Here is a 21,898-nt window from a genome sequence, read left to right on the forward strand (position 1 = left end):
CTTGCTTCGCTCAAACAGCGAATTTTTGAAAATAACGCAGATTCCAGCCGTTTAAAATGTTTCTGTATTCTATTTATTTTCAAATATATTCTCGCGGGTAATATTCTTAGCCCACTTCCCACTGAGATACCTTTTGATCACCCATGGCCACTTCACAAATTCATCCGTACAGAGCAGAAAATACACCCACATAACCGGCAGCTTCAGTACAAAAGCAGCGAAGAATCCAAGGGGTACTGCATATACCCACATATCAATGGTATCACAGATCAGACCAAACTTTGTATCACCACCTGCTCGGAACACACCGGCGATCAGGGTTGTATTTACGGCAGACCCCATAATATAGTAGCTGTTGATCAGAAGCATATATTTCAGATAATGCATGGCAGTGGGTGTCAGGGACGCAAATCTCATTACAAACGGTGTGATGGCAAGAACGATAAGTCCGCCCAAAAAACCTGCAATAACAGTAAGCTTCAGTGTTTTGGAAGCATAACGCCTGGAACGTTCCAGATCGCCCTGCCCCATAACATTGCCTAGAAGGATACCTCCTGCACTGGCAATACCGAAACAGAAAACAGAGCCGATATTACGGACTACTACAACCAGAGAATTGGCAGCAACCGCATCCGTACCAAGATGCCCCAGGATCACAGAGTACATGGAAAAACCAATACTCCAGGAAATATCATTACCAAGAGCCGGCAGGGAAAGCCGCACGAAATCACTGAACAGCAGTTTGTTTTTTGTGAACATACATCGGAGATCCAGTCGGACATTTTTGCTGAAAGCAGAAACAATAAAACAGGCGATCAGCTCGATCATTCTGGAAAGTGCAGTAGCAATAGCCACACCGGTAGCACCAAGCTTGGGTGCTCCGAACAATCCGAAGATAAAAGTCGCATTCAAAAGGATATTCAGTCCAAAGGCCAGCATATTCATCGCCATGCTGGTAGTCACCCGTCCAATGCTTCGAAGAACAGCCAGATAAACCTCCGTCATACCCCAGCAGATATAGGTGATACCCATAATGCGGATATAGGAAGAACCAATGGCCAGAAGCTCCGGATCGTTGGTGAACAGTTTCATCATCATCTGTGGCATGGTAAATGCAACGAGTGCCACGAGAACAGAGATGATCATGGAAAAACGAAGAGCGATTCCCTCGATGATCTGAATGGCTTTGTAATCTCCCTTTCCATAATACTGGGCACAAAGCAGGGTGGCTCCCGTACCAAGACCGTAATAAACCATAAACAGGACATTGGAATAATTCGCTGCCAGGGATACTGCGGAGATGGATGACTGACCTACAAAGTTCAGCATGATAACATCGGCGGAATTGACCGCTGCACTTAGCAGATTCTGAATGATGATGGGGATGACAAGCTTAACGATCTGTGGATAAAAATCATCCCGCTGTGAAAGTTGATTTCTCATTTCCTCCTCCAAAAAAATACAATTACAATGACGTGAAAAACAGTAAATCACATACATGGTAACTGTGTCAGCTTTTGTAAAAATGAAAGCAGACATGATTGCACGATAACATAGTTTATAGGCAGTGTCAATCGGCAAACTGTGGAACTGTTTAAACAACTTACGGGAAAATGACGAATACAAAAAATGAATAAAAAATGCATAAAAAACCATATCAGCAGTTGTTGAGATTTCCAATCCATGATAAACTGAATGAAGATATTTTTCAGAGAAAGAGGAGTAAAAAATATGCCAGTTTTTGATTTCAGCGCAGCACCGGCAGATAAAAAAGAGACAAAAAGCCAGTGCACATATACAACATTTCGTTCTAATGAAACAAAAGCCACACCGGAGAAACCGGTGCTGATCCTGGATAACAGCAAAAGAGAGTGGAAACATCATTCCTGCGGATATTTTTCCAATCCTGCGAAGCAGACTGCATTTGAGTTTAAGGAAGAGGACGGTGTTTTTCCGGCAGACATCCTGAAGATCGATTCCCGTTTTACAAGCCTGATCAAATGGCTCGGAGAAAATCATATCAACATCCGTCTTTCCGGACAGAACACAGAGGAAGGATATGCTGTTTACAAAATCCGTGAGATCGCTTTTGGCGGAGGCACCAAGCTTTCTGCTGAGGACGGATTTCTTCAGTTTATGATCGAGCGTCTGTTTGCAAGCAGTGCGCCGGCAGAAGAAAATGAGAATGATGAGGAGGAAGAAGACGGTGACGATATGAAGCTTACCAGTATTCAGAGTATCACCGACTTTATGAACTGTGCCGGAAAGACTATGCCGGATAATATCCGTCTCTGGGCAAGAAGAAATCTGGCAGTTGCCCGTTCTCATGAGGTTTCTCAGGAGGAAAGACGCCATGCCCAGAGAGCACTTTCCATCATGATGAATATTCAGTGGAAGCATAATTATTTTGAGTCTATTGATCCGAAGGAAGCACGCCGTATCCTGGATGAGGAGCTTTATGGAATGGAGCGTGTAAAACAGAGGATCATTGAGACGATCATTCAGATCAACCGTACTCATACACTTCCTGCTTACGGACTGCTTCTTGTAGGACCTGCAGGTACCGGTAAATCTCAGATCGCTTATGCAGTTGCAAGAATCCTGAAAATGCCGTGGACAACCTTGGATATGAGTTCGATCAATGATCCGGAACAGCTTACAGGAAGCTCTCGTGTTTATGCAAATGCCAAGCCTGGAATCATCATGGAGGCTTTTTCCATGGCAGGAGAATCCAATCTGGTATTTATCATCAATGAGCTTGACAAGGCTGCATCAGGTAAAGGAAACGGAAATCCGGCAGACGTGCTTCTGACACTGCTGGATAACCTTGGTTTTACAGATAACTATATGGAATGTATGGTTCCGACAGTTGGTGTCTATCCTATTGCCACAGCCAATGATAAGGCACAGATCAGCGCACCTCTGATGTCACGTTTTGCAGTGATCGATATTCCGGATTACACACCGGAGGAAAAGAAGATCATCTTTTCCAGATTTGCACTTCCTAAGGTTTTAAAACGCATGAGCCTGAAACAGGAAGAATGTATCGTAACGGATGAGGCGCTGGACGCAGTAATTAAGAAATTTGAAGATACCACAGGAATCCGTGATCTGGAGCAGGCTGCGGAGCATATTGCGGCCAATGCCCTGTATCAGATCGAGGTGGATCATGTGAAGGCTGTAACCTTTACCCCCGAGATGGTACAGGAGCTTCTGGACTGACAAAGGGATCTGTTTTGCAATGATAAAAATGCTTCCGGAGATTTTTTCGGAAGCATTTTTGGCTGAGGGAATGCACCTGTTTATGCCGGGCCTGTCTGATCGTAAAGGAAAATTATAAAAATAATGAAATCAGGGATTGCCCGAGAAAGTGTAAATGTGTATAATGAGACAAAAGAGCGTGCGCGTGAACACAAAGCACACAGGAGAGGTTTTGGAGGGTAAAATATGGCAGTAACATTACAACAGATTGCGGAAGCAGCAGGAGTTTCAAGAGGCACTGTGGACAGGGCACTGAACAACAGAGGTCGTATCCGCCCGGAAGTAGAGGAAAGGATCAAAAGGATCGCCCGGGAGATGGGATATCAGCCCAGCCGTGCCGGTCGTGCCCTTGCCATGGCAAAGAGGAAAATCCGTATCGGTGTGATCCTTCAGTATATGGAGACTCCTTTTATGCAGCAGGTTTTAAAGGGAGTCCTGGAAGCAAAAGAAGAAGTGGAGAGCTTTGGCGGAACAGTAAAGATCTATGAGATCGAGGGCGTGGAACCAGAAAAAGTAATGGCTGCAATGGAAGAACTCCGGGAAGAGGGCTTTAATGGAATCGCGCTGACTCCATCAGAAGATCAGCTTTTGAGAGCGAGGATCAATCAGTATCAGGAAGAGTATGGAATTCCGGTAGTTACCTTTAATGCGGATCTGGAAGATACAAAAAGGTTATGCTTTGTGGGACAGGATACCTTTCAGGCCGGTCGTACGGCAGCAGGCCTGATGGGGGAGATGACAGGCGGAAACGGGCAGGTTGCCATAATTTCCGGACAGGTTGCCAATCCTGGTCTGATCAGCAGGCAGAAAGGATTTACGACAGAGATTAAAGAAAGCTTTCCGGGAATCGAGATCGTGGATATAAGGTATTCTTATGATGACGAATGGGTGGCATCCAAGATCGTGGAAGAATTTCTGGAGCTTTATCCGGAGTTGACCGGGATCTATATTACGGGTCATGGTGTAAAGGGTGTCTGCCAGACCTTGCAGAAGCTTGGAAAGGATAAAACCATGCATGTGATCGCCAATGATTTCCTGGAAGAAAATCTGAAATGGCTGAAAGAGGGGACGATCAATTTCCTTATCGGTCAGGATGCGGCTGTACAGGGACATTCTCCGGTGATTATTTTGTTCCAGCTTCTCTTTGACAGCAAGGCACCGGAAAAGGAATACCAGTATACAGATATTGTGATCCGGACGAAATATAATATGGGTTAAAAAGTCAGTATAAACATTAAAATTGCTGTTGTGCACGGAGTCTATAGTCAGATTATATACCAAGGTTCTGTACAGAAAAAAAGCAGATTCAGGAGGAAAAATGAATTATAAAAATGTAAAGATCGCAGAAGGTGCCAGGATTGCAAAGCAGTCTGTGATCCTTGGAAATGTAACGATCGGCCGTGACAGCTGTGTATTATATTATGCGGTGATCCGCGGAGATGATGCGCCGGTAGTGATCGGAGAAGAAACAAATATCCAGGAAAACTGTACCATTCATGTGAGCCACAACATGCCGGTCCATATCGGAAACAACGTTACTGTGGGACATAATGCGGTGATCCATGGATGTACCATCGGAGACCGGACATTGATCGGAATGGGAGCCGTGATCCTGGATGGTGCAAAGATCGGAAACGACTGTATCATAGGAGCCGGAAGCCTTGTGACTAAAAATACGGTGATCCCGGATGGCTCCCTGGTAATGGGAAGTCCGGCCAGGATCAAACGAAACCTTACCTGGGAAGAGAAGCTTGGTATCGTGGAAAACAGCAAAGAATATCTTGCTGTGTCCGAAGAGATGAAAGCGCAGGATGTATTATAAAAAAGTGAAGAAGACATTTGTAAACGGACAGCTCCGACTGCTTTGTAATATGAGAAGTAGTCGGAGCTGTAACTTTGTTATATAAAATGCTTATATTTATCGTTTTTTTATTTATCGATCACTTCCACCGGTGTGTCATCCCGTGCATCCAGATCGTTAATATATTTTTTAGTCTCTTTTACGATCACATTGGAGAGCAGTAATACTGCGATCAGGTTTGGAATAGCCATCAGTGCATTCAGGATATCCGCTACGGTCCATACCAGGTTCAGAGAAATAACAGGGGAGATGGCAGCTACCGCAATGTATAGCACACGATAGGGGATGAGTCCCTTTTGGCCGGAGAAATACTCCACGCACCGCTCGCCATAATATGCCCATCCAAGGACTGTAGAATATGCGAAGGAAATGATACCCACTACAAGGATCACAGGACCAAGAACCGGGATCTGCTGAAAAGCCAGTGTAGTAAGAACACCGCCATCAGTGATATTTCCCATGTCGATCGAAGGATTTTTCATAACACTGGTTACCAGAACAAGACCGGTCATCAGACATACCACAACGGTATCCCAGAATGTACCGGTGCTGGAAACGAGAGCCTGACGAACCGGATTTCTTGTCTGTGCAGCAGCAGCGGCGATGGGGGCAGAACCCATACCGGATTCATTGGAAAAAAGTCCTCTTGCGATTCCATACTGCATGACCATCATGATACCACGTCCTACAAGACCTCCTGCAGCAGCACCAGGGGTAAAAGCAAATTTGCAGATGGTTTTTACTGCGGGAATGATAAAATCGAAATTGATCCCCAGGATGATGATACATCCAATCACATAGAAAAATGCCATAAACGGAACAAGACGTTCACATACATTGGCGATGGATTTGATCCCGCCGAAAATAACAAGGGCAGTAAGAACTGCCACAGCAATGCCGATCGCTGCCGGCGGAATATGAAGGTTCTCATTACATACCGTTGCAATGGCATTGACCTGGGTAGCACATCCGATTCCAAAGGAAGCAAAGCCACCGAAAAAGGCAAAGATCAGACCAAGCCAGCGCATATTTAATCCGCGCTCCAGGGCATACATAGCACCACCCTGCATACGGCCGTCTTTGGTTTTGACGCGGTATTTTACAGCGATGAGAGACTCACTGTATTTGGTGGCGATTCCGAAGACACCGGTAAGCCAGCACCAGAGGACTGCACCGGGACCACCAAGAGCAATGGCAGTACCGACACCGATGATATTTCCGGTTCCAATAGTGGAAGCAAGGGCTGTTGTCAGGGCGCCAAACTGGCTGACTTCACCTTCCGCATTGGTATCTTTGGTGACAGACAGGCGAATGGCGGTACCAATCTTACGCTGGATCACACCGGTACGGATGGTCATGAAAATATGGGTGCCCAGAAGTAAAATGATCATCCACCAGCCCCACACCAGACTGTCGATCTGGTTTATCACACTTCCGATTGCATTCATCATAGAAATCTCCTCCCTTTCTCAAAGCGAAATATCGCAGGACTGCAGAAATAGCACAAGGGCGTACAGACATAGGAAATATGTGCTGTACGCCCTTGTACGTTACGCTCTTAAGTTTTGATTATTGTGTCAATTATACAGGAATATTCAGAATAATGCAATAAAAATATTCCCTCTGAACAGAAGATTTTTTGCTTCAATATATGTTGATCAAAACACTACAGGACCTTCTTCGCAGTACATATAAAATCCCGGGCGTACTGTGGGAGATAGGTACCTCTTCGGTATGCAATTGTCAGTGTGCTGAAGACGCCATCTTCACCAATGGAAAAACAGGCTGGTTTTACAGGGAGGTCCATATTTTGAACATAGGTTTCCGGGGTGAAACACATACCAAGTCCTTGCATGCAGAGTTTGACACAGGTTTCTGTGTTGCGGCTCTGTATTGGCACATAAGGCTTGATATGGGCAGCTTTCAATGCTTCCAGCGAAAGCTGTCCGGTAGTCTGTTCCGGAAAATGCAGGATAAAAGGCTCTTCTGCCAGAAGTGAGAGATCAAGCTTCGGGTATATGCCGTGAGTGGATACACTGCCGGCAGCAGCCAATGGGTGCTCCGGAGGCATGATCAGAAGGATTTCTTCTTTTTTCAGCAGTTCGTATTCCAGCTTGGGGTGTTTATGTACTTCATTGAAAATGCCAAAATCAAGCTGATCATTGAGCAGAAGTTTTTCCTGGATAGAATATGCCTCTTCCAGGATATTGACCTTTACTTTAGGATATTTTTGAAAAAAAGAGGTCATGATCTGAGGAACCATACAGGTACTCCTCATCAGTGGGAAAGCAACGTTCAGTTCTCCTTCATTATTTTCTGTAAGATCTTTCAGCTCTTTTTCCCAGTCCTGTTGTATCTGCAGGATCTTTCGGGTATACTCCATATATTTGCGGCCCGCAAAGGTAGGTGTATAGCTGTTTCCGCTGCGGCTGAACAGCTTGGTCCCCATTTCTCGTTCCAGTTTCTGGAGATGCTTGGTCAGGGTTGGCTGGGAAATATAAAGCTCCTGTGCGGCTTTTGTAAGATTCTGATATTTGGCAATGCAGAGAATGTACTTCAGTTCATGATAGTTCATGTTTTCCTCCAATTATTCCATTTTGGTATAATTTTTATGTATAATATGAATTTGACTTCCTGATATGCATATTTTACAATACATCCTATCATCATATCAAGGGGGAAAAAATAAATGAAAAACTGGCTGGAAAAACAGTTCAGACTGTCTGAGTTCAATACAAATATAAAAACAGAACTTCTGGCAGGACTGACAACTTTTGTAACTATGGCATATGTGCTTGCCACGATCCCAAATATTCTGGCAGGCGCCGGTTATGATAAACACACGACTCTGACAGCTATGATCATTCTGATCATTGTGACCAGCTGTGCAATGGCATTGGTTACCAATCGACCGTTTGCTCTGGCTCCGGGACTTGGAAGCGTTGGAATTATTGCGTCTATGATTACCAATGAAGGCGTAAGTATGCCGATCGCAGCAGGTGTGATATTCTGGAGTGGTGTTCTTTTTATCATAATTTCATTCTTTGGTCTGAGAGAAGCCGTGGTACGTGTGATCCCGGTAAGCCTGAAACAAGCGGTTAGTGCCGGTATTGGTCTGTTTATCGCACTTCTTGGTGCAAAAAACTGTGGATTGATCGTGGCAAATGATGCAAAAAACTGTCTTTCCTTTGGAGATCTTGCATCTCCATCTGTGATCGTAGCAGTGATCGGATTTCTGATCCTTCTGGTGATCAAGGTACGAAATATACCGGGTGGTATGATTCTTGCGATCCTGCTGACCACTCTGGCAGGAATTCCTTTCGGTGTTACACATGCTCCGGAATCCATTTTTGCATTTCCGGCAGGTATCGGCCATCAGTTCCTGAAAGTTGATTTTATGGGAGCGCTGAATTTTGCTTATATTCCATTTCTGATCGCTCTGTTTGTACCGGATTTCTTTTCTACATTCGGAACAGTTCTGGGAGTGGGAGCAAAGGCAGGCTATCTGGATAAGGATGGAAATCTTCCGGGTATTGATAAATGCTTTAAGGTAGATGCGATTGCAACAAGCTTTGGAGCATTGTTTGGAATGCCGAGTCTTACTACTTATCTGGAGTCATCTGCAGGCGTAGAAGCAGGAGGAAAAACGGGACTTACGGTTATTTTTACAAGCATTTTCTTCGGACTTTCGCTGTTTCTGGCACCACTGGCTCTTGTGATCCCATCTGCGGCAACCGGTCCGGTGCTGATCTATATCGGCATCAATATGCTTGGTGCTATGAGAAATATTGATTATTCGGATATTACAGAGTATATTCCGGCATTTTTATGTGTAACCTTTACGATTTTTGCAAATAATATCGCAAATGGTATCTGCGTGGCGCTTCCGGCTTATCTCGTTATGAAGATCGCAGCAGGAAAGATCAAAAAGGTTGAACCGGTCATGTATGTACTGGTAGCAGTCTGTCTGTTGTATTTTTATTCAATTATCTAAGGATGGTGAAATGGTATGGAGCAGGTTCATCTGCTGATCAAAAACGCAAAGGTATTTAATTCCTATCTTAAGAAATTCATATCTGCCAATGTTGCGGTGAAAGATGGAAAATTTTATTACATAGACAGAAAACAGGATACGGATCTTCAGACTGACAATGTGATCGATGCAAAGGGATCATACATGATTCCAGGACTGACAGATATTCACATGCATATTGAGAGTTCTATGGCCACACCGGCTTTTTTTGGAAAATGTGCAGGAGAAAATGGTGTGACGACGGTGGTTTCAGAGCCTCACGAAATGGCCAATGTCAAAGGGATCCGAGGGATTCTGGAAATGATCTCGGCGGCAAAGAATGCACCTATTGATATTTTTTACGGGATTCCAAGCAGCGTTCCGTCAACCAGTGAAAAGCTGGAAACAACAGGCGGGATCATTGACTGCAGTGCAATGAAGCATCTGCTGGAAGAAAAAGATGTGGTATGTGTAGGCGAAATCATGAATTACCGGCAGATCATCCGGGAAAATGATCTGGAGATCAGCCGGTTTCTGGAATATCTGAAAAAAGACCATCCGGGATATGTGATCGAGGGACACTGTCCGTCATTACTGGATCTGGATCTTGCAAAGTTTCTTTATCTGGGTATTAATGGTGATCATACAGAACATACTCTTGAGGAAGTAAAGCAGCGGATCGAAAACGGAATGTTTTTTGAGATCCAGGATAAAATGTTGAAACCGGAAATCCTGGAATATATCTGCCAGAACCAGCTCTACGAGTATTGTTCCTTTGTAACAGATGATACTATGGCAGATGTTTTGTATGAGCAGGGACCGCTGAATGCAGTGGTACAGAAAGCGATCGATATGGGATTTCCGATGGAACAGGCAATCTACTGTGCCACATATACACCATGTCAGCGGATGCATTTTTATGACAGAGGAGCTATCGCACCGGGAAAACTTGCGGACTTTATGCTGCTTAAAGATCCGTCCGTTCTTAAACCGGAAGCTGTATTCAAAAATGGTGTTCCGATTTATGCAAAGGATGAACCGCAGTTGCCGCTGTCTGCTTCCACATATGAATTTCCGTCAGATTTTTACCGGAGTGTACAGCTTCCGGAGATTTTTCTGAAGGATTTTCAGGTGAATGCTCCTTTTCAGGAAGGATATGCAACGGTTCGTGTGATAGAGATCAATCCGGATCGTACCCATACTACTGAAAAACTGGTGGAAATGCCGGTGAAAGCTGGAAAGATCTGCTGGGAAAACAGCGGATGTCTTCTGGCTATGGTGGTGGAACGTCATGGGAAGAACGGAAATATCGGCTATGGATTTCTTACAGGCTCCTGCTTGAAAAAGGGAACTGTGGCAACAACATATTTTCATGATCATCATAATCTCTTTGTGGCAGGAAGCTCTCCGGATGATATGTTATTTGCTGTAAATAGGATCCGGGAACTGCAGGGGGGATTTCTGACAGTAAAAGATGGAAGGATCCTTTCTGAACTTGCACTTCCGGTATGTGGGCTTTTATCCGAAAAATCAATCAGGGAGAATGGCCTTGCATTGAAGGCGGTAAGAAAAAGCCTTACAGATCTGGGATATGTGCATAATAATCCGATCATGTCAGTGGCAACACTTGGATTACCGGTAAGCCCGGCACTGAAGCTGACTGATAAGGGACTGGTGGATGTAAAAAAAGGAGAAATTGTTCCGCTGATCGTAAACACAAAGAAAAATAAATAACGTTGTTCTTATTGCAGCAATATAAGCCGGACGTGAGTTGCGGAAGGCGGCATAATAAGGCATAATAATCAGATATCGTTGTAAAAAATCTGCATTTTTCAATCTTATGATTGGAATCTGCAGATTTTTTGTTATAGAGAAAAAACAAAAATCATGGTAAAATAAAAATGCATGACAAAAAAGGTTAGATCAGGAGAAAACGTATGAAAAAGAATCACTTTGAATTAAAAAATTATGTTATGGCAACCGGCGTTTTTATCTTGGCGGTTATAGCAGGGATTCTTATTTTTTTCGAGTGTGTGCAGAGGGCTGTACAGGTGAATTCTCAGAATACATTGAAGATAAATGTGCAGAGACAAAGTGAACATTTGCGGACGATACTGGATATTAATTATCAATATCTGAATGAGATTGCCTCTGCAATGGGAAGATCAGAAGAACTTTTTTCAGAAGAAAATAAAGAACGACTGATATCCATTTATGAAAAGACAGACCTGGAGAGGGCTGCTCTTATTGATAAGAATGGAGATGCATACTACGACAATGGAGTAACCAAGAATGTTTCTCATCGCAGATATTTTCAGGAGGCTATCAGTGGAGAGCAGACCATCAGCGATCCCCTGGAAAGCAGTGTGGACCATAAGGTGCGGGTGGTTTTAGGTGTGCCGGTATACAAAGACCATAAAGTGATCGGTGTGTTGGGCGGATCCTGTAATGTTACAGCGCTGAGCCATATGCTTTTTAATGATCTTTTTGATGGAGCGGGAAACAGTCTTCTGGCTACAAGTGATGGAGAGATCATTGCCTTTGACAGTGGTTCGGCGTCTGGTACGGAGATCACATATGGAATCAATCTTTTTAAATATTACGGAGAAAAAAATCTCAAAGGAAAGCATGCTCTTCAGGATATTCAGGAAGATTTTAAAGTTGGCGAAAGTGGTCTGGTGAAGCTTAGTCTCAAAGAGAGAAAAGAAGAGGACCGGTATCTGGCATATATGCCTCTTGGATACAATGACTGGATGATCTGTTATGCAATTCCTGTAAAAAGTGCACAGCAGGCTTATGAATTCATTTCCGGTTATGAAATCCTATTTATGGGAAGCTTCTGTATTCTGGTGCTGCTCCTGCTCCTGTACATTGTTGTAAGAAATAACCAAGAGAAAGCAGAGTTGGTACGTTCTGCCCAGAAGGATGCGCTTACAGGCGTTTATAACAGAGAGAATACGCAGAAGGTGATCGATGCTATTCTGAGAGAAAAAGCTCCGGAAGGCTTTCATGGCTTCCTGATCCTGGATATGGATCATTTTAAAGAAGTGAATGATGTTTACGGACATGTCATGGGAGATAATGTATTAAAAATGCTGGGAGGTTTTCTTAAAGAGCAGTTCCGGGAACAGGATGTGATCGGGCGTATCGGCGGGGATGAGTTTGTGATCCTGCTCTGTAATATCGGTTCACGGGAAAATATGGAGAGCAGAATAAAAAAACTTCATGAAAAGCTCAGGGAGATCCGTATGGAAGGCATGGGAGAGCATACATTTACTTTTAGTGCAGGAATTGCTTTTGCACCACAGGATGGAGATAACTTTATGGAACTGTATCAAAAAGCAGATTTTGCCCTTTATCAGGTAAAACGCTCCGGAAGGGATGGCTATCGGATCTATAAATAACAATAAAAAAGACAGAAGATATCCTGAAGAGAAAAAAGGAAATCTTCTGTCTTCTTTTTGTATAAATTGGAATGGGAAGCTTTGATGTCCTTAGGCTTCCGGAATTTTTTGAATGATCGTTCTGTTTATGACAACCAGGAAAGCTACGGACACGATCAGAGAAATGATCTCCGCAATGGGGAAAGACCACCATACTGCGTGAAGACCGCCGATGGAAGCAAGGATATAAGCAGCAGGTACCAGGACAAACAGCTGACGCATGATAGATACGATCATACTGAATACAGCTTTTCCGAGTGCCTGGAATACAGTTCCCGCAATGATACAGAACCATGCGATCAGATAGTGGATTCCTATGATACGAAGTGCAGGGATTCCGATGGTAAGCATATCTTCGGAAGCACTGAACAGCCCCAGCAGTGTTTTCGGAATAAATTCAAAGGCAAGAAAACCAATGAATGTAAAACAGAATGCGATGAACATGCTGACTTTGACAGTTTTAAGCATACGCTTTCTGTGGCGTGCACCATAATTATAGGCAATGATCGGTGTAATGCCGTTGTTAAGTCCAAATACAGGCATGAAGAAAAAACTCTGCAATTTGAAGTAAACACCAAATACTGCAGTTGCAGTGACTGTAAACTGTACCAGGATCAGATTCATGCAGTAGGTCATGATAGAACTGATGGACTGCATGATGATCGATGGAATACCTACTGCATAAATATGGCCGATGATCTTAAGGTCAGGACGGAAGCCCCTGAAGCTGAGCCGGACTTCATGATTAAATTTATGGTTGCAGATTCCTGCAACGATGCAGGCTACACACTGTCCGATCACAGTAGCTACAGCAGCTCCGGTAACACCCATTTTCGGAGCACCGAACAGACCAAAGATCAGGATCGGGTCAAGGATGATGTTGGTGATGGCACCGCACAGCTGAGAAGTCATGCTGAATATGGTTTTTCCTGTGGATGTGAGTAGACGTTCAAAGAAAAACTGTCCAAGCAGACCAAAGGAGAATATCATAACTGTGCTCAGATATTCAATCCCAAATTTAAGGATCTCAGGGTCTGCGTTATGTACCTGGCTGGCATAAAATGGTTTTACTACTGTAAATCCAAGGATCAGGAAAACCAGATAGCTTAAGCCATACAGGAAAGCAGCATTGCTGGCTGTCCGATCAGCTTTTTTAAAATTCTTTTCTCCAAGGGATTTGGAAAGCAGTGCGTTCATACCCACACCGGTACCTGCACCTACTGCGATCAGAAGTGTCTGCAGTGGAAAAGCCATGGAAACTGCCGTCAGAGCATTTTCGGAAAGCATGGCAACGAAAACACTGTCTACAATATTGTACAATGCCTGCACCAGCATGGAGATCATCATTGGCAGAGACATGTTTAGTACAAGCCTTCCTACGGGCATGGTCCCCATTTTGTTTTCTGCTATGGGAGCAGATGTACTTTTTTGATTCATATTTCCTCCATTTTGTATTTTGTAGTTTTTGACCTAATTATATATATTAGCATGAAAATATAAGAGATTCAAGAAAAGAATATCCTTCTGACATTATTATAAATGGTCCATACTATAAGTATTTAAACGATTTTGATAGTTGACATGAATTTTCAGATATGCTATGCTTATGTAGATTTTGAAGGACAAGAAAGAGTCTTTTCAAAGCAATTATTTTGGACCACTCCATTTTGGGGTCAAGGCCATACGGACAGCCGGGTCCACTGCCGCTGATGGTAACTTTGGTTGCCTTATTGATTGAGTTAGAAGCTCAAATTTTATAAGTTGGTTCCTTTGATAACCGTCATGCGCATGTTGCGCAGACTTGTGAAACGGTCAATAAGAGTAGTAAAAGTATGATTGCTATATAGACTCTGACATATATCATCCGGATTCTGATCTCATGTAAATATGGGGATTCTCATATTTATATGCGATGAAAATAAAATCAGGAAGAATGATCTAAGCAGGTTTACGGTTTTGTATCGGCCTGCTTTTTTTGTGCGGATAAAGGAACTGGAAATGGAGAAGCAATGAACAGAAGTCGTTTTAAACTGGACCAGAATCATGCTCCAATTCATGAAGCTCTGGAAAAATTCCTGCGTATGAGAGTAGTACCTTTCGATGTGCCGGGACATAAAAGAGGAAGAGGAAATCCGGAGCTTACTGAATTTCTGGGACAAAAATGTGTAGGTGTGGATGTAAACAGCATGAAGCCGCTTGATAATCTCTGTCATCCCGTATCTGTGATCCGGGAGGCGGAAGAGCTGGCAGCAGATGCCTTTGGAGCAGCGCATGCATTTCTTATGGTTGGAGGAACTACAAGCTCAGTGCAGACTATGGTGCTAACTGCCTGTAAGAGGGGAGATGAGATCATTCTTCCCCGAAATGTCCACAGAAGTGTGCTGAATGCGCTGGTTCTGTGCGGAGCAATCCCGGTCTATGTGAATCCGGAGGTGGATCAGAGACTTGGGATTTCTCTTGGAATGCGACGTGAACAGGTGGCAAAGGCAATTAAGGAGCACCCAAATGCGGTGGCTGTGCTGGTGAACAATCCCACCTATTATGGAATCTGCAGTGATCTTCGCGCAATTGTACGCATGGCTCATGAAGCAGGAATGCTGTGTCTGGCAGATGAGGCACATGGAACTCATTTTTATTTTGGCGGAGGTCTGCCGGTTTCGGCAATGGCAGCTGGTGCAGATATGGCGTCTGTATCCATGCATAAAAGCGGCGGAAGCCTGACCCAGTCCAGCCTTCTTCTTACAGGACCAGGTGTTCATGCCGGTTATGTCCGTCAGATCATCAATCTGACTCAGACTACTTCAGGCAGCTATCTTCTGATGTCAAGTCTTGACATTTCGCGCCGGAATCTTGCACAGCGAGGACGCCAGATTTTTCATCAGGTAGCAGATATGGCAGAGTATGCAAGGGAAGAGATCAATGCTATTGGCGGCTATTATGCATTTGGAAAAGAGCTGGTGAATGGAGATTCGGTTTTTGATTTTGACATTACGAAATTAAGTGTACATACCCTGGATATCGGACTTGCAGGGATCGAGGTTTACGATATACTGAGAGATGAATATGATATTCAGATCGAATTTGGCGATATTGGAAATATTCTGGCTTATCTGTCGATCGGAGATCGTGCCCAGGAAATAGAGCGGCTGGTAAGTGCTCTGGCGGAGATCCGCAGGCGATTCCAGAAGGATAAATCAGGATTGCTGGATCAGGAATATATCGATCCTCAGGTAGTGACAAGTCCTCAGGAAGCTTTTTATGCAGAAAAATGCAGCCTTCCTCTCAGAGAAACCGAAGGCAAGGTATGCAGCGAGTTTGTAATGTGTTATCCTCCGGGAATCCCGATTTTGGCTCCGGGGGAACGAATCACTCCGGAAATCCTGGATTATATTGAATATGCCAAGGCAAAAGGATGCAATATGACAGGCCCTGAAGATCCGGATATATTGCGTTTAAACGTACTGGCAGGGAGGTAAAGAAAATGGAAATGTGGTTTTCGGAATTTCATACACCGGATGTGAAGCATAGTATCCGGGTAAACCGTCAGCTTTATTCAAAGCAGAGTGACTATCAGAGAATTGATATTTTTGAGACACCGGAATTTGGCAGGGTGCTCACACTGGACGGTAATGTAATGCTCACAGAGCGTGACGAATTTATTTATGACGAAATGATCACTCATGTACCTATGGCTATTCACAAAGAAGCCAAAGATATTCTTGTGATCGGAGCAGGAGACGGCGGAGTTGTACGTGAACTGACCAGGTATGACCGTGTCAGCCATATTGATCTGGTAGAGATGGATCCTATGGTAGTAGAAGCCTGTCGCGCATATCTTCCGGGAAATGCCTGCAGGCTGGATGACAGGAGAGTGCACCTTCATTATGAAAATGCGTTGAAATATATACGCCGCTGCGAAAATAAATATGATCTTATTATTGTAGATTCCTCGGATCCCTTTGGCCCATCGGAGGGATTATTTACCCGTGAATTTTACGGAAACTGCTATAATGCGCTGAAGGCGGATGGAATCATGGTTAATCAGCAGGGAAGTCCTTTTTATTCCGAGGATGCGCATGCCATGCAGCGCAGTCACAAAAGAATTGCCAGTACTTTCCAGATCAGCCGTGTTTACCAGGCTCATATTCCTACCTTTGCTGCCGGCTACTGGCTGTTTGGCTTTGCAAGTAAAAAATATCATCCTGTGGATGACCTGGATTCGAAGGCATGGAATTCACTGAATCTTCGCACCCGTTACTATACTACAAGGCTTCACAAAGGTGCATTTTATCTTCCGGCTTTTCTGGAGGAAATGCTTCAGGAGGTGGAGGACTGATTTATGATCTTACCAAATATTGAAAATTTTATCGGTTGTGACAGCAGCTTTGAGGAAGCAGAAATTGTTCTTTACGGAGCTCCCTTTGATTCGACCACAAGCTTTCGTCCGGGAGCCAGGTTCGGTCCTTCTGCCATTCGTCATGAAAGTTTTGGACTGGAAACCTACAGCCCTTATCAGGATCGTGACCTTATGGATATCCGGGTATTTGACAGTGGAGATCTGGAACTTTGCTTCGGTAGCAGTGAAAAGGCGCTTGCTGATATACAGGATCGTGCAGAGGAAATCCTGAAAGAGGGAAAAATGCCGTTGCTTCTGGGGGGAGAGCATCTGGTGACACTGGCTGCTGTGAGAGCTGTCGCCGGGAGATATCCGGGACTTCATATTATTCATTTTGATGCGCACGCAGATTTAAGAGACGATTATCTTGGTGCCCATTTAAGTCATGCGTGTGTTATCCGCAGATGCTATGATATTCTGGGAGATGGGCGGATACATCAGTTTTGTATCCGAAGCGGGGAAAGAGAAGAATTCCGGTTTGCAAAAGAGCATACAGATTTTCATCCCTTTACCTTTGAAGGCCTGGAAGAAACCGTACAGGAATTGGCCAGGAAGCAGGTTCCGGTATATTTTACCATTGATCTGGACTGTCTGGATCCATCTGTATTTCCGGGAACCGGTACACCGGAGGCAGGAGGCGTAAGCTTTCTTGAATTGCTCGCTGCTATCCGGAAGGTATCAGAATTAAATATTGTGGGAGCAGATGTTAATGAGCTGGCACCTATGCTGGATCCAAGCGGTGTTTCTACAGCTACAGCATGTAAGGTGGTCAGGGAACTGCTGCTGGCGGTGGCAAAATAAAAACAGTTACGAAAATTGAGTATAAAAAAGGAGACAAAAAACATGAGCAGAGTACTTGTAATCGGCTGCGGCGGAGTAGCCAGTGTAGCAATTCAGAAGTGTTGTCAGGCAGATACTGTATTTACAGAACTGTGTATAGCAAGCAGGACAAAAGAAAAATGTGATGCACTTGCCCGGAAACTGGAAGGAAAAACAAAAACAGTTATTACCACCGCAAAGGTGGATGCGGATGATGTAAACCAGCTGATCCAGCTGATCAATAGTTACAAACCGGATCTGGTAATGAACATTGCGCTTCCGTACCAGGATCTGACCATCATGGATGCATGTCTGGCATGTGGTGTAAACTATATGGATACGGCAAACTATGAGCCGGAGGATACGGATGATCCCAAATGGCGTGTTATTTACGAAAAACGCTGCAAGGAAGCGGGATTTTCCGCATATTTTGATTATTCCTGGCAGTGGGCATACCGGAAGAAATTTGAAGAGGCAGGACTTACAGCACTTCTTGGCTGCGGCTTTGACCCGGGTGTTACCCAGGCATATTGTGCATATGCATTAAAGCATGAGTTCGACCAGATCGATACCATTGATATTCTGGACTGCAATGGAGGAGACCACGGATATGCATTTGCAACCAACTTTAATCCGGAAATCAATCTTCGTGAGGTAAGTGCGCCCGGAAGCTACTGGGAGAATGGACATTGGGTGGAAATTCCTCCGATGGCGATCAAGCGGGAATATGATTTTGATCAGGTCGGCGATAAAGATATGTATCTTCTGCATCACGAGGAGATCGAGTCCCTTGCCCAGACAATTCCGGGTGTAAAGAGAATCCGTTTCTTTATGACCTTCGGACAGAGCTATCTGGATCATATGCGCTGTCTGGAGGATGTGGGAATGCTTTCTACTACTCCGATCAACTATAATGGACAGGAAATCGTTCCTATCCAGTTTTTGAAGGCTCTTCTCCCGGATCCGGCCAGCCTGGGTCCACGTACTAAGGGAAAAACTAATATTGGCTGCATTTTCACCGGGGTAAAGGATGGAAAAGAGAAAACCTATTATATTTATAATGTTTGTGACCACCAGGAATGTTATAAAGAGGTTGGAAGTCAGGCAATCAGCTATACGACAGGCGTTCCGGCTATGTGCGGAGCATTAATGATGCTTACCGGAAAATGGATCCGCCCGGGAGTGTACACAGTAGAAGAATTTGACCCGGATCCGTTCCTGGAAGCACTTGACAAATATGGACTTCCACGCAGCGAAAATCATGATCCGGAGCTGGTGGATTAATGGAAAGAACAGATACAAGACCACCCTTTGCAGCGTCCGGCGGAATTATTCCGCCGGAGCTGCGGAAGATCAAAACACCTTGTTATGTTCTCGACGAAGCGGCGCTTATAAAAAATGCAGAATTAATGGGGAATATTGCCAAGAGAACAGGCTGCAAAATGCTCCTGGCACAGAAGGCTTTCAGTAATTATGACTGCTATCATCTTTTGGAACCTTATCTGACGGGAACAGAAGCAAGCGGACTGTACGAAGCCAGGCTTGGTGCCCAGGAGATGCCTGGAAAAGAGGTACATGTATTTTGCGCCGGATATCGTGAGGATGAATTTGAGGAGCTGCTTAGCTTTGCAGATCATATAGTGTTTAACTCTCCTTCTCAGCTTCTTCGCTTTGGAAAAAGAGTGAAGGAGGCCGGGAAAAGTGCAGGGCTTCGGATCAATCCGGAATGCTCTACCCAGGAGGGACATGCTATTTATGATCCCTGTGCCCCAGGCAGCCGCATGGGTACCACAAGAGCACAATGGGAGACTGCTGTGAGAAAGCATCCGGAGCTGATCGGATTATTGGATGGTATTCATTTTCACACCCTTTGTGAGCAGGACTCTTCTGATCTGGAAACTACTCTTACAGCAGTAAAGACGAAATTCGGAGATCTGATTTCTCAGATGAAATGGCTGAACCTGGGAGGAGGACATCATATTACAAGACCAGGCTATGATATTGCACGGCTTGAGAAGTGCATTAGAGCAGCAAAGGAAGAATGGAAGGTAGATGTTTATCTGGAGCCCGGAGAGGCATGGGCCTTAAATGCAGGATTCTTTTTGACAACTGTTCTGGATGTGCTGCAAAATGGTGATACCCGGCTTGCAATTTTGGATGGAAGTGCTGCCTGTCATATGCCGGATGTTCTGGAAATGCCTTATCGTCCTCCTCTTCTTGGAGCAGATGAACCGGGAGAAAATGCAGTCACAATCCGACTCGGAGGACCAACCTGCCTGTCAGGAGATATCATAGGAGATTACAGCTTTTCAGAGCCGTTGAAGTACGGAGATATCCTCATGTTTGGTGATATGGCCATTTATACAACCTGCAAGAACAATACCTTTAATGGAATGCCTTTGCCTGATATATGGCTGAGACATGGCGATAAAACCATGGAACGTCTTACTGATTTTGGGTATGAAGATTTTAAAGGCAGACTTGGACGCTGCAGGAAATAAGAGCAGTTTTTTTGAAAAATAATATTGACAGGTTTAATGAAAAATGGGAGGGAGATTCAAAAATGAGCAAAAACGAAGGAAAAGGGTTAAAGTCTTTTAACAAGGGATTCCAAGTGCCTGATACCTACATTATCATCTTTTTTGTAGTTGTTTTCGCAGCACTTATGACATTTCTTGTACCAAAGGGATTTTACGAAACACAGGATATTTCATATATGATCAATGGTGTTGAGAAAACCCGTACAGTAATCAAAGACGGAAGTTTCCAGTATCTGACAGATGATACAGGAAATGTAGTAACAGAAGGAGTAGCACTTTTTAGTGGAGATGGTGGAACAGGATTTTTTAACTATATGTATAACGGAATCGTAAATAGTTCTGCAATCGAGATTATCGCATTTCTTATGGTAGTAGGTGGTGCATTCGGTATCATGATCCGTACAGGTGCGATTGAATCCGGATTGATCGGATTGATCCGTAAGGCAGAGGGAGCAGAAAAACTACTGATTCCGATACTTTTCGTACTGTTTTCTCTTGGTGGAGCAGTTTTCGGGATGGGAGAAGAAGCGCTTCCGTTTACTATGATTCTTTGTCCGTTGTTTGTAGCAGTTGGATATGATTCAGTTATCGCAGTTCTTGTTACTTATGTTGCAACACAGATTGGTTTTGGTTCATCTTGGATGAATCCATTCTCTGTAGGTATTGCACAGGGTATTGCAGGTATTGACGTATTCTCCGGAGCAGGATTCCGTATGGTAATGTGGGTAGTATTTACAGCACTCGGCTGTGGAATGACTATGTTCTATGCATCAAAGATCAAAAAGACTCCGACAATCTCAATCGCATATAAGACTGATTCATATTTCCGTGAGCAGAATGAAAAAACAGGAATTGACGAAGGACATTCATTTGGTCTTGGACACATTTTAGTTCTTCTGACACTGGCTGCTACAGTAGTATGGGTAGTTTGGGGAGTTATGACTCAAGGATACTACATGCCGGAGATTGCTACACAGTTCTTTATTATGGGAATTGTTTCCGGTGTGATCGGAGTTATCTTTAAACTGAACGACATGAAACTGAATGATATCGCAATATCATTCAAAGATGGAGCAAAAGATCTGATTGGTGCTGCACTTGTTGTTGCTATGGCACAGGGTATCATGCAGGTTCTTGGTGGATCTGATCCGACCACACCTACAGTTATCAATACAATTATGTATAATATTTCAAATGCATTGTCTGGAGTTTCCGGAGCGGTTGCAGCAGTACTTATGTATCTGTTCCAGTCCGTATTCAACTTCTTTGTTGTATCCGGAACAGGACAGGCTGCGATCACAATGCCGATCATGGCTCCACTGTCAGACCTGTTAGGGGTTTCACGACAGACAGCTGTAGTTGCATTCCAGCTTGGTGATGCATTTACAAATCTGATTGTTCCTACATCCGGATGTCTGATCGGATCTCTTGCAATTGCAAAGATTGAGTGGTCTAACTGGATTAAATTCATGTGGAAATTCCTTGGCGTCTTAATGATTGGTGCAATCATTACAGTTCTTATTGCAGTTGGAATTGGATTCTAAAACATGCATTGGATAATTGGGA

Annotated in this window: 16 protein-coding genes; 12 read left to right on the top strand and 4 right to left on the bottom strand. The window is 44.1% G+C overall.

What is annotated here, in order from left to right; genetic code table 11:
• Positions 1-69: 69 nt before the first annotated feature.
• Positions 70-1,443, bottom strand: coding sequence for an MATE family efflux transporter (locus NE671_RS04030; protein ID WP_022426357.1), 1,374 nt, complete (start codon positions 1,441-1,443; stop codon positions 70-72).
• 288 nt (positions 1,444-1,731) lie between these two features.
• On the opposite strand from NE671_RS04030, the gene NE671_RS04035 reads away from it, so the two are divergent.
• From NE671_RS04035 to NE671_RS04045, 3 genes are all read left to right on the top strand, one after another.
• On the top strand, positions 1,732-3,222 hold the full coding sequence (locus NE671_RS04035; RefSeq protein WP_015524474.1) for an AAA family ATPase: 1,491 nt from the start codon (positions 1,732-1,734) through the stop codon (positions 3,220-3,222).
• Positions 3,223-3,447: 225 nt separating this feature from the next.
• Positions 3,448-4,479, top strand: coding sequence for a LacI family DNA-binding transcriptional regulator (locus NE671_RS04040; protein ID WP_147603423.1), 1,032 nt, complete (start codon positions 3,448-3,450; stop codon positions 4,477-4,479).
• A gap of 100 nt (positions 4,480-4,579) precedes the next feature.
• Entirely contained in the window at positions 4,580-5,083 is a 504-nt protein-coding gene (locus tag NE671_RS04045; RefSeq protein WP_021650673.1) for a gamma carbonic anhydrase family protein, read from the top strand.
• Positions 5,084-5,190: 107 nt separating this feature from the next.
• On the opposite strand, the gene NE671_RS04050 is transcribed toward NE671_RS04045, so the two are convergent.
• Both NE671_RS04050 and NE671_RS04055 read right to left on the bottom strand, forming a co-directional pair.
• Complete coding sequence (locus tag NE671_RS04050) at positions 5,191-6,573, bottom strand: alanine/glycine:cation symporter family protein (protein WP_173740205.1); 1,383 nt, start codon at positions 6,571-6,573, stop codon at positions 5,191-5,193.
• A 215-nt stretch (positions 6,574-6,788) separates the two neighbouring features.
• On the bottom strand, positions 6,789-7,697 hold the full coding sequence (locus NE671_RS04055; protein ID WP_059085489.1) for a LysR family transcriptional regulator: 909 nt from the start codon (positions 7,695-7,697) through the stop codon (positions 6,789-6,791).
• 114 nt (positions 7,698-7,811) lie between these two features.
• On the opposite strand from NE671_RS04055, the gene NE671_RS04060 reads away from it, so the two are divergent.
• From NE671_RS04060 to NE671_RS04070, 3 genes are all read left to right on the top strand, one after another.
• Entirely contained in the window at positions 7,812-9,116 is a 1,305-nt protein-coding gene (locus NE671_RS04060; RefSeq protein WP_021650670.1) for an NCS2 family permease, read from the top strand.
• A gap of 15 nt (positions 9,117-9,131) precedes the next feature.
• Positions 9,132-10,868, top strand: a complete 1,737-nt coding sequence (locus NE671_RS04065; protein WP_173740203.1) for an adenine deaminase C-terminal domain-containing protein — start codon at positions 9,132-9,134, stop codon at positions 10,866-10,868.
• A gap of 203 nt (positions 10,869-11,071) precedes the next feature.
• Positions 11,072-12,538, top strand: a complete 1,467-nt coding sequence (locus NE671_RS04070) for a sensor domain-containing diguanylate cyclase (RefSeq protein ID WP_173740202.1) — start codon at positions 11,072-11,074, stop codon at positions 12,536-12,538.
• A 90-nt stretch (positions 12,539-12,628) separates the two neighbouring features.
• Here NE671_RS04070 and NE671_RS04075 read toward each other — a convergent pair whose 3' ends face one another.
• A complete protein-coding gene (locus tag NE671_RS04075) occupies positions 12,629-14,014 on the bottom strand; it encodes an MATE family efflux transporter (protein WP_110102989.1) in 1,386 nt (461 codons plus the stop codon).
• A 572-nt stretch (positions 14,015-14,586) separates the two neighbouring features.
• Here NE671_RS04075 and NE671_RS04080 point away from each other — a divergent pair.
• From NE671_RS04080 to yfcC, 6 genes are all read left to right on the top strand, one after another.
• On the top strand, positions 14,587-16,053 hold the full coding sequence (locus NE671_RS04080; RefSeq protein WP_015524484.1) for an aminotransferase class I/II-fold pyridoxal phosphate-dependent enzyme: 1,467 nt from the start codon (positions 14,587-14,589) through the stop codon (positions 16,051-16,053).
• Positions 16,054-16,058: 5 nt separating this feature from the next.
• The gene (gene speE, locus NE671_RS04085; protein ID WP_015524485.1) at positions 16,059-16,913 is read left to right on the top strand and encodes a polyamine aminopropyltransferase; all 855 of its coding nucleotides are present in this window, start codon (positions 16,059-16,061) and stop codon (positions 16,911-16,913) included.
• A gap of 3 nt (positions 16,914-16,916) precedes the next feature.
• Positions 16,917-17,774, top strand: a complete 858-nt coding sequence (speB, locus tag NE671_RS04090; protein ID WP_015524486.1) for an agmatinase — start codon at positions 16,917-16,919, stop codon at positions 17,772-17,774.
• Positions 17,775-17,816: 42 nt separating this feature from the next.
• Positions 17,817-19,076 carry a saccharopine dehydrogenase family protein gene (locus NE671_RS04095; protein WP_173740201.1) on the top strand — a complete coding sequence of 420 codons (1,260 nt, stop codon included), beginning with the start codon at positions 17,817-17,819 and terminating at the stop codon, positions 19,074-19,076.
• The gene (locus tag NE671_RS04100) at positions 19,076-20,293 is read left to right on the top strand and encodes a carboxynorspermidine decarboxylase (protein ID WP_092070382.1); all 1,218 of its coding nucleotides are present in this window, start codon (positions 19,076-19,078) and stop codon (positions 20,291-20,293) included. The genes NE671_RS04095 and NE671_RS04100 overlap by 1 nt, the downstream gene beginning before the upstream one ends.
• Positions 20,294-20,355: 62 nt before the next feature.
• Complete coding sequence (gene yfcC, locus NE671_RS04105; protein ID WP_021650661.1) at positions 20,356-21,876, top strand: putative basic amino acid antiporter YfcC; 1,521 nt, start codon at positions 20,356-20,358, stop codon at positions 21,874-21,876.
• The last annotated feature ends 22 nt before the right edge of the window (positions 21,877-21,898 follow it).

Origin of the sequence: Blautia sp. DFI.9.10, from assembly GCF_024461705.1 — a bacterium.
Lineage (GTDB): Bacteria > Bacillota > Clostridia > Lachnospirales > Lachnospiraceae > Blautia_A > Blautia_A fusiformis.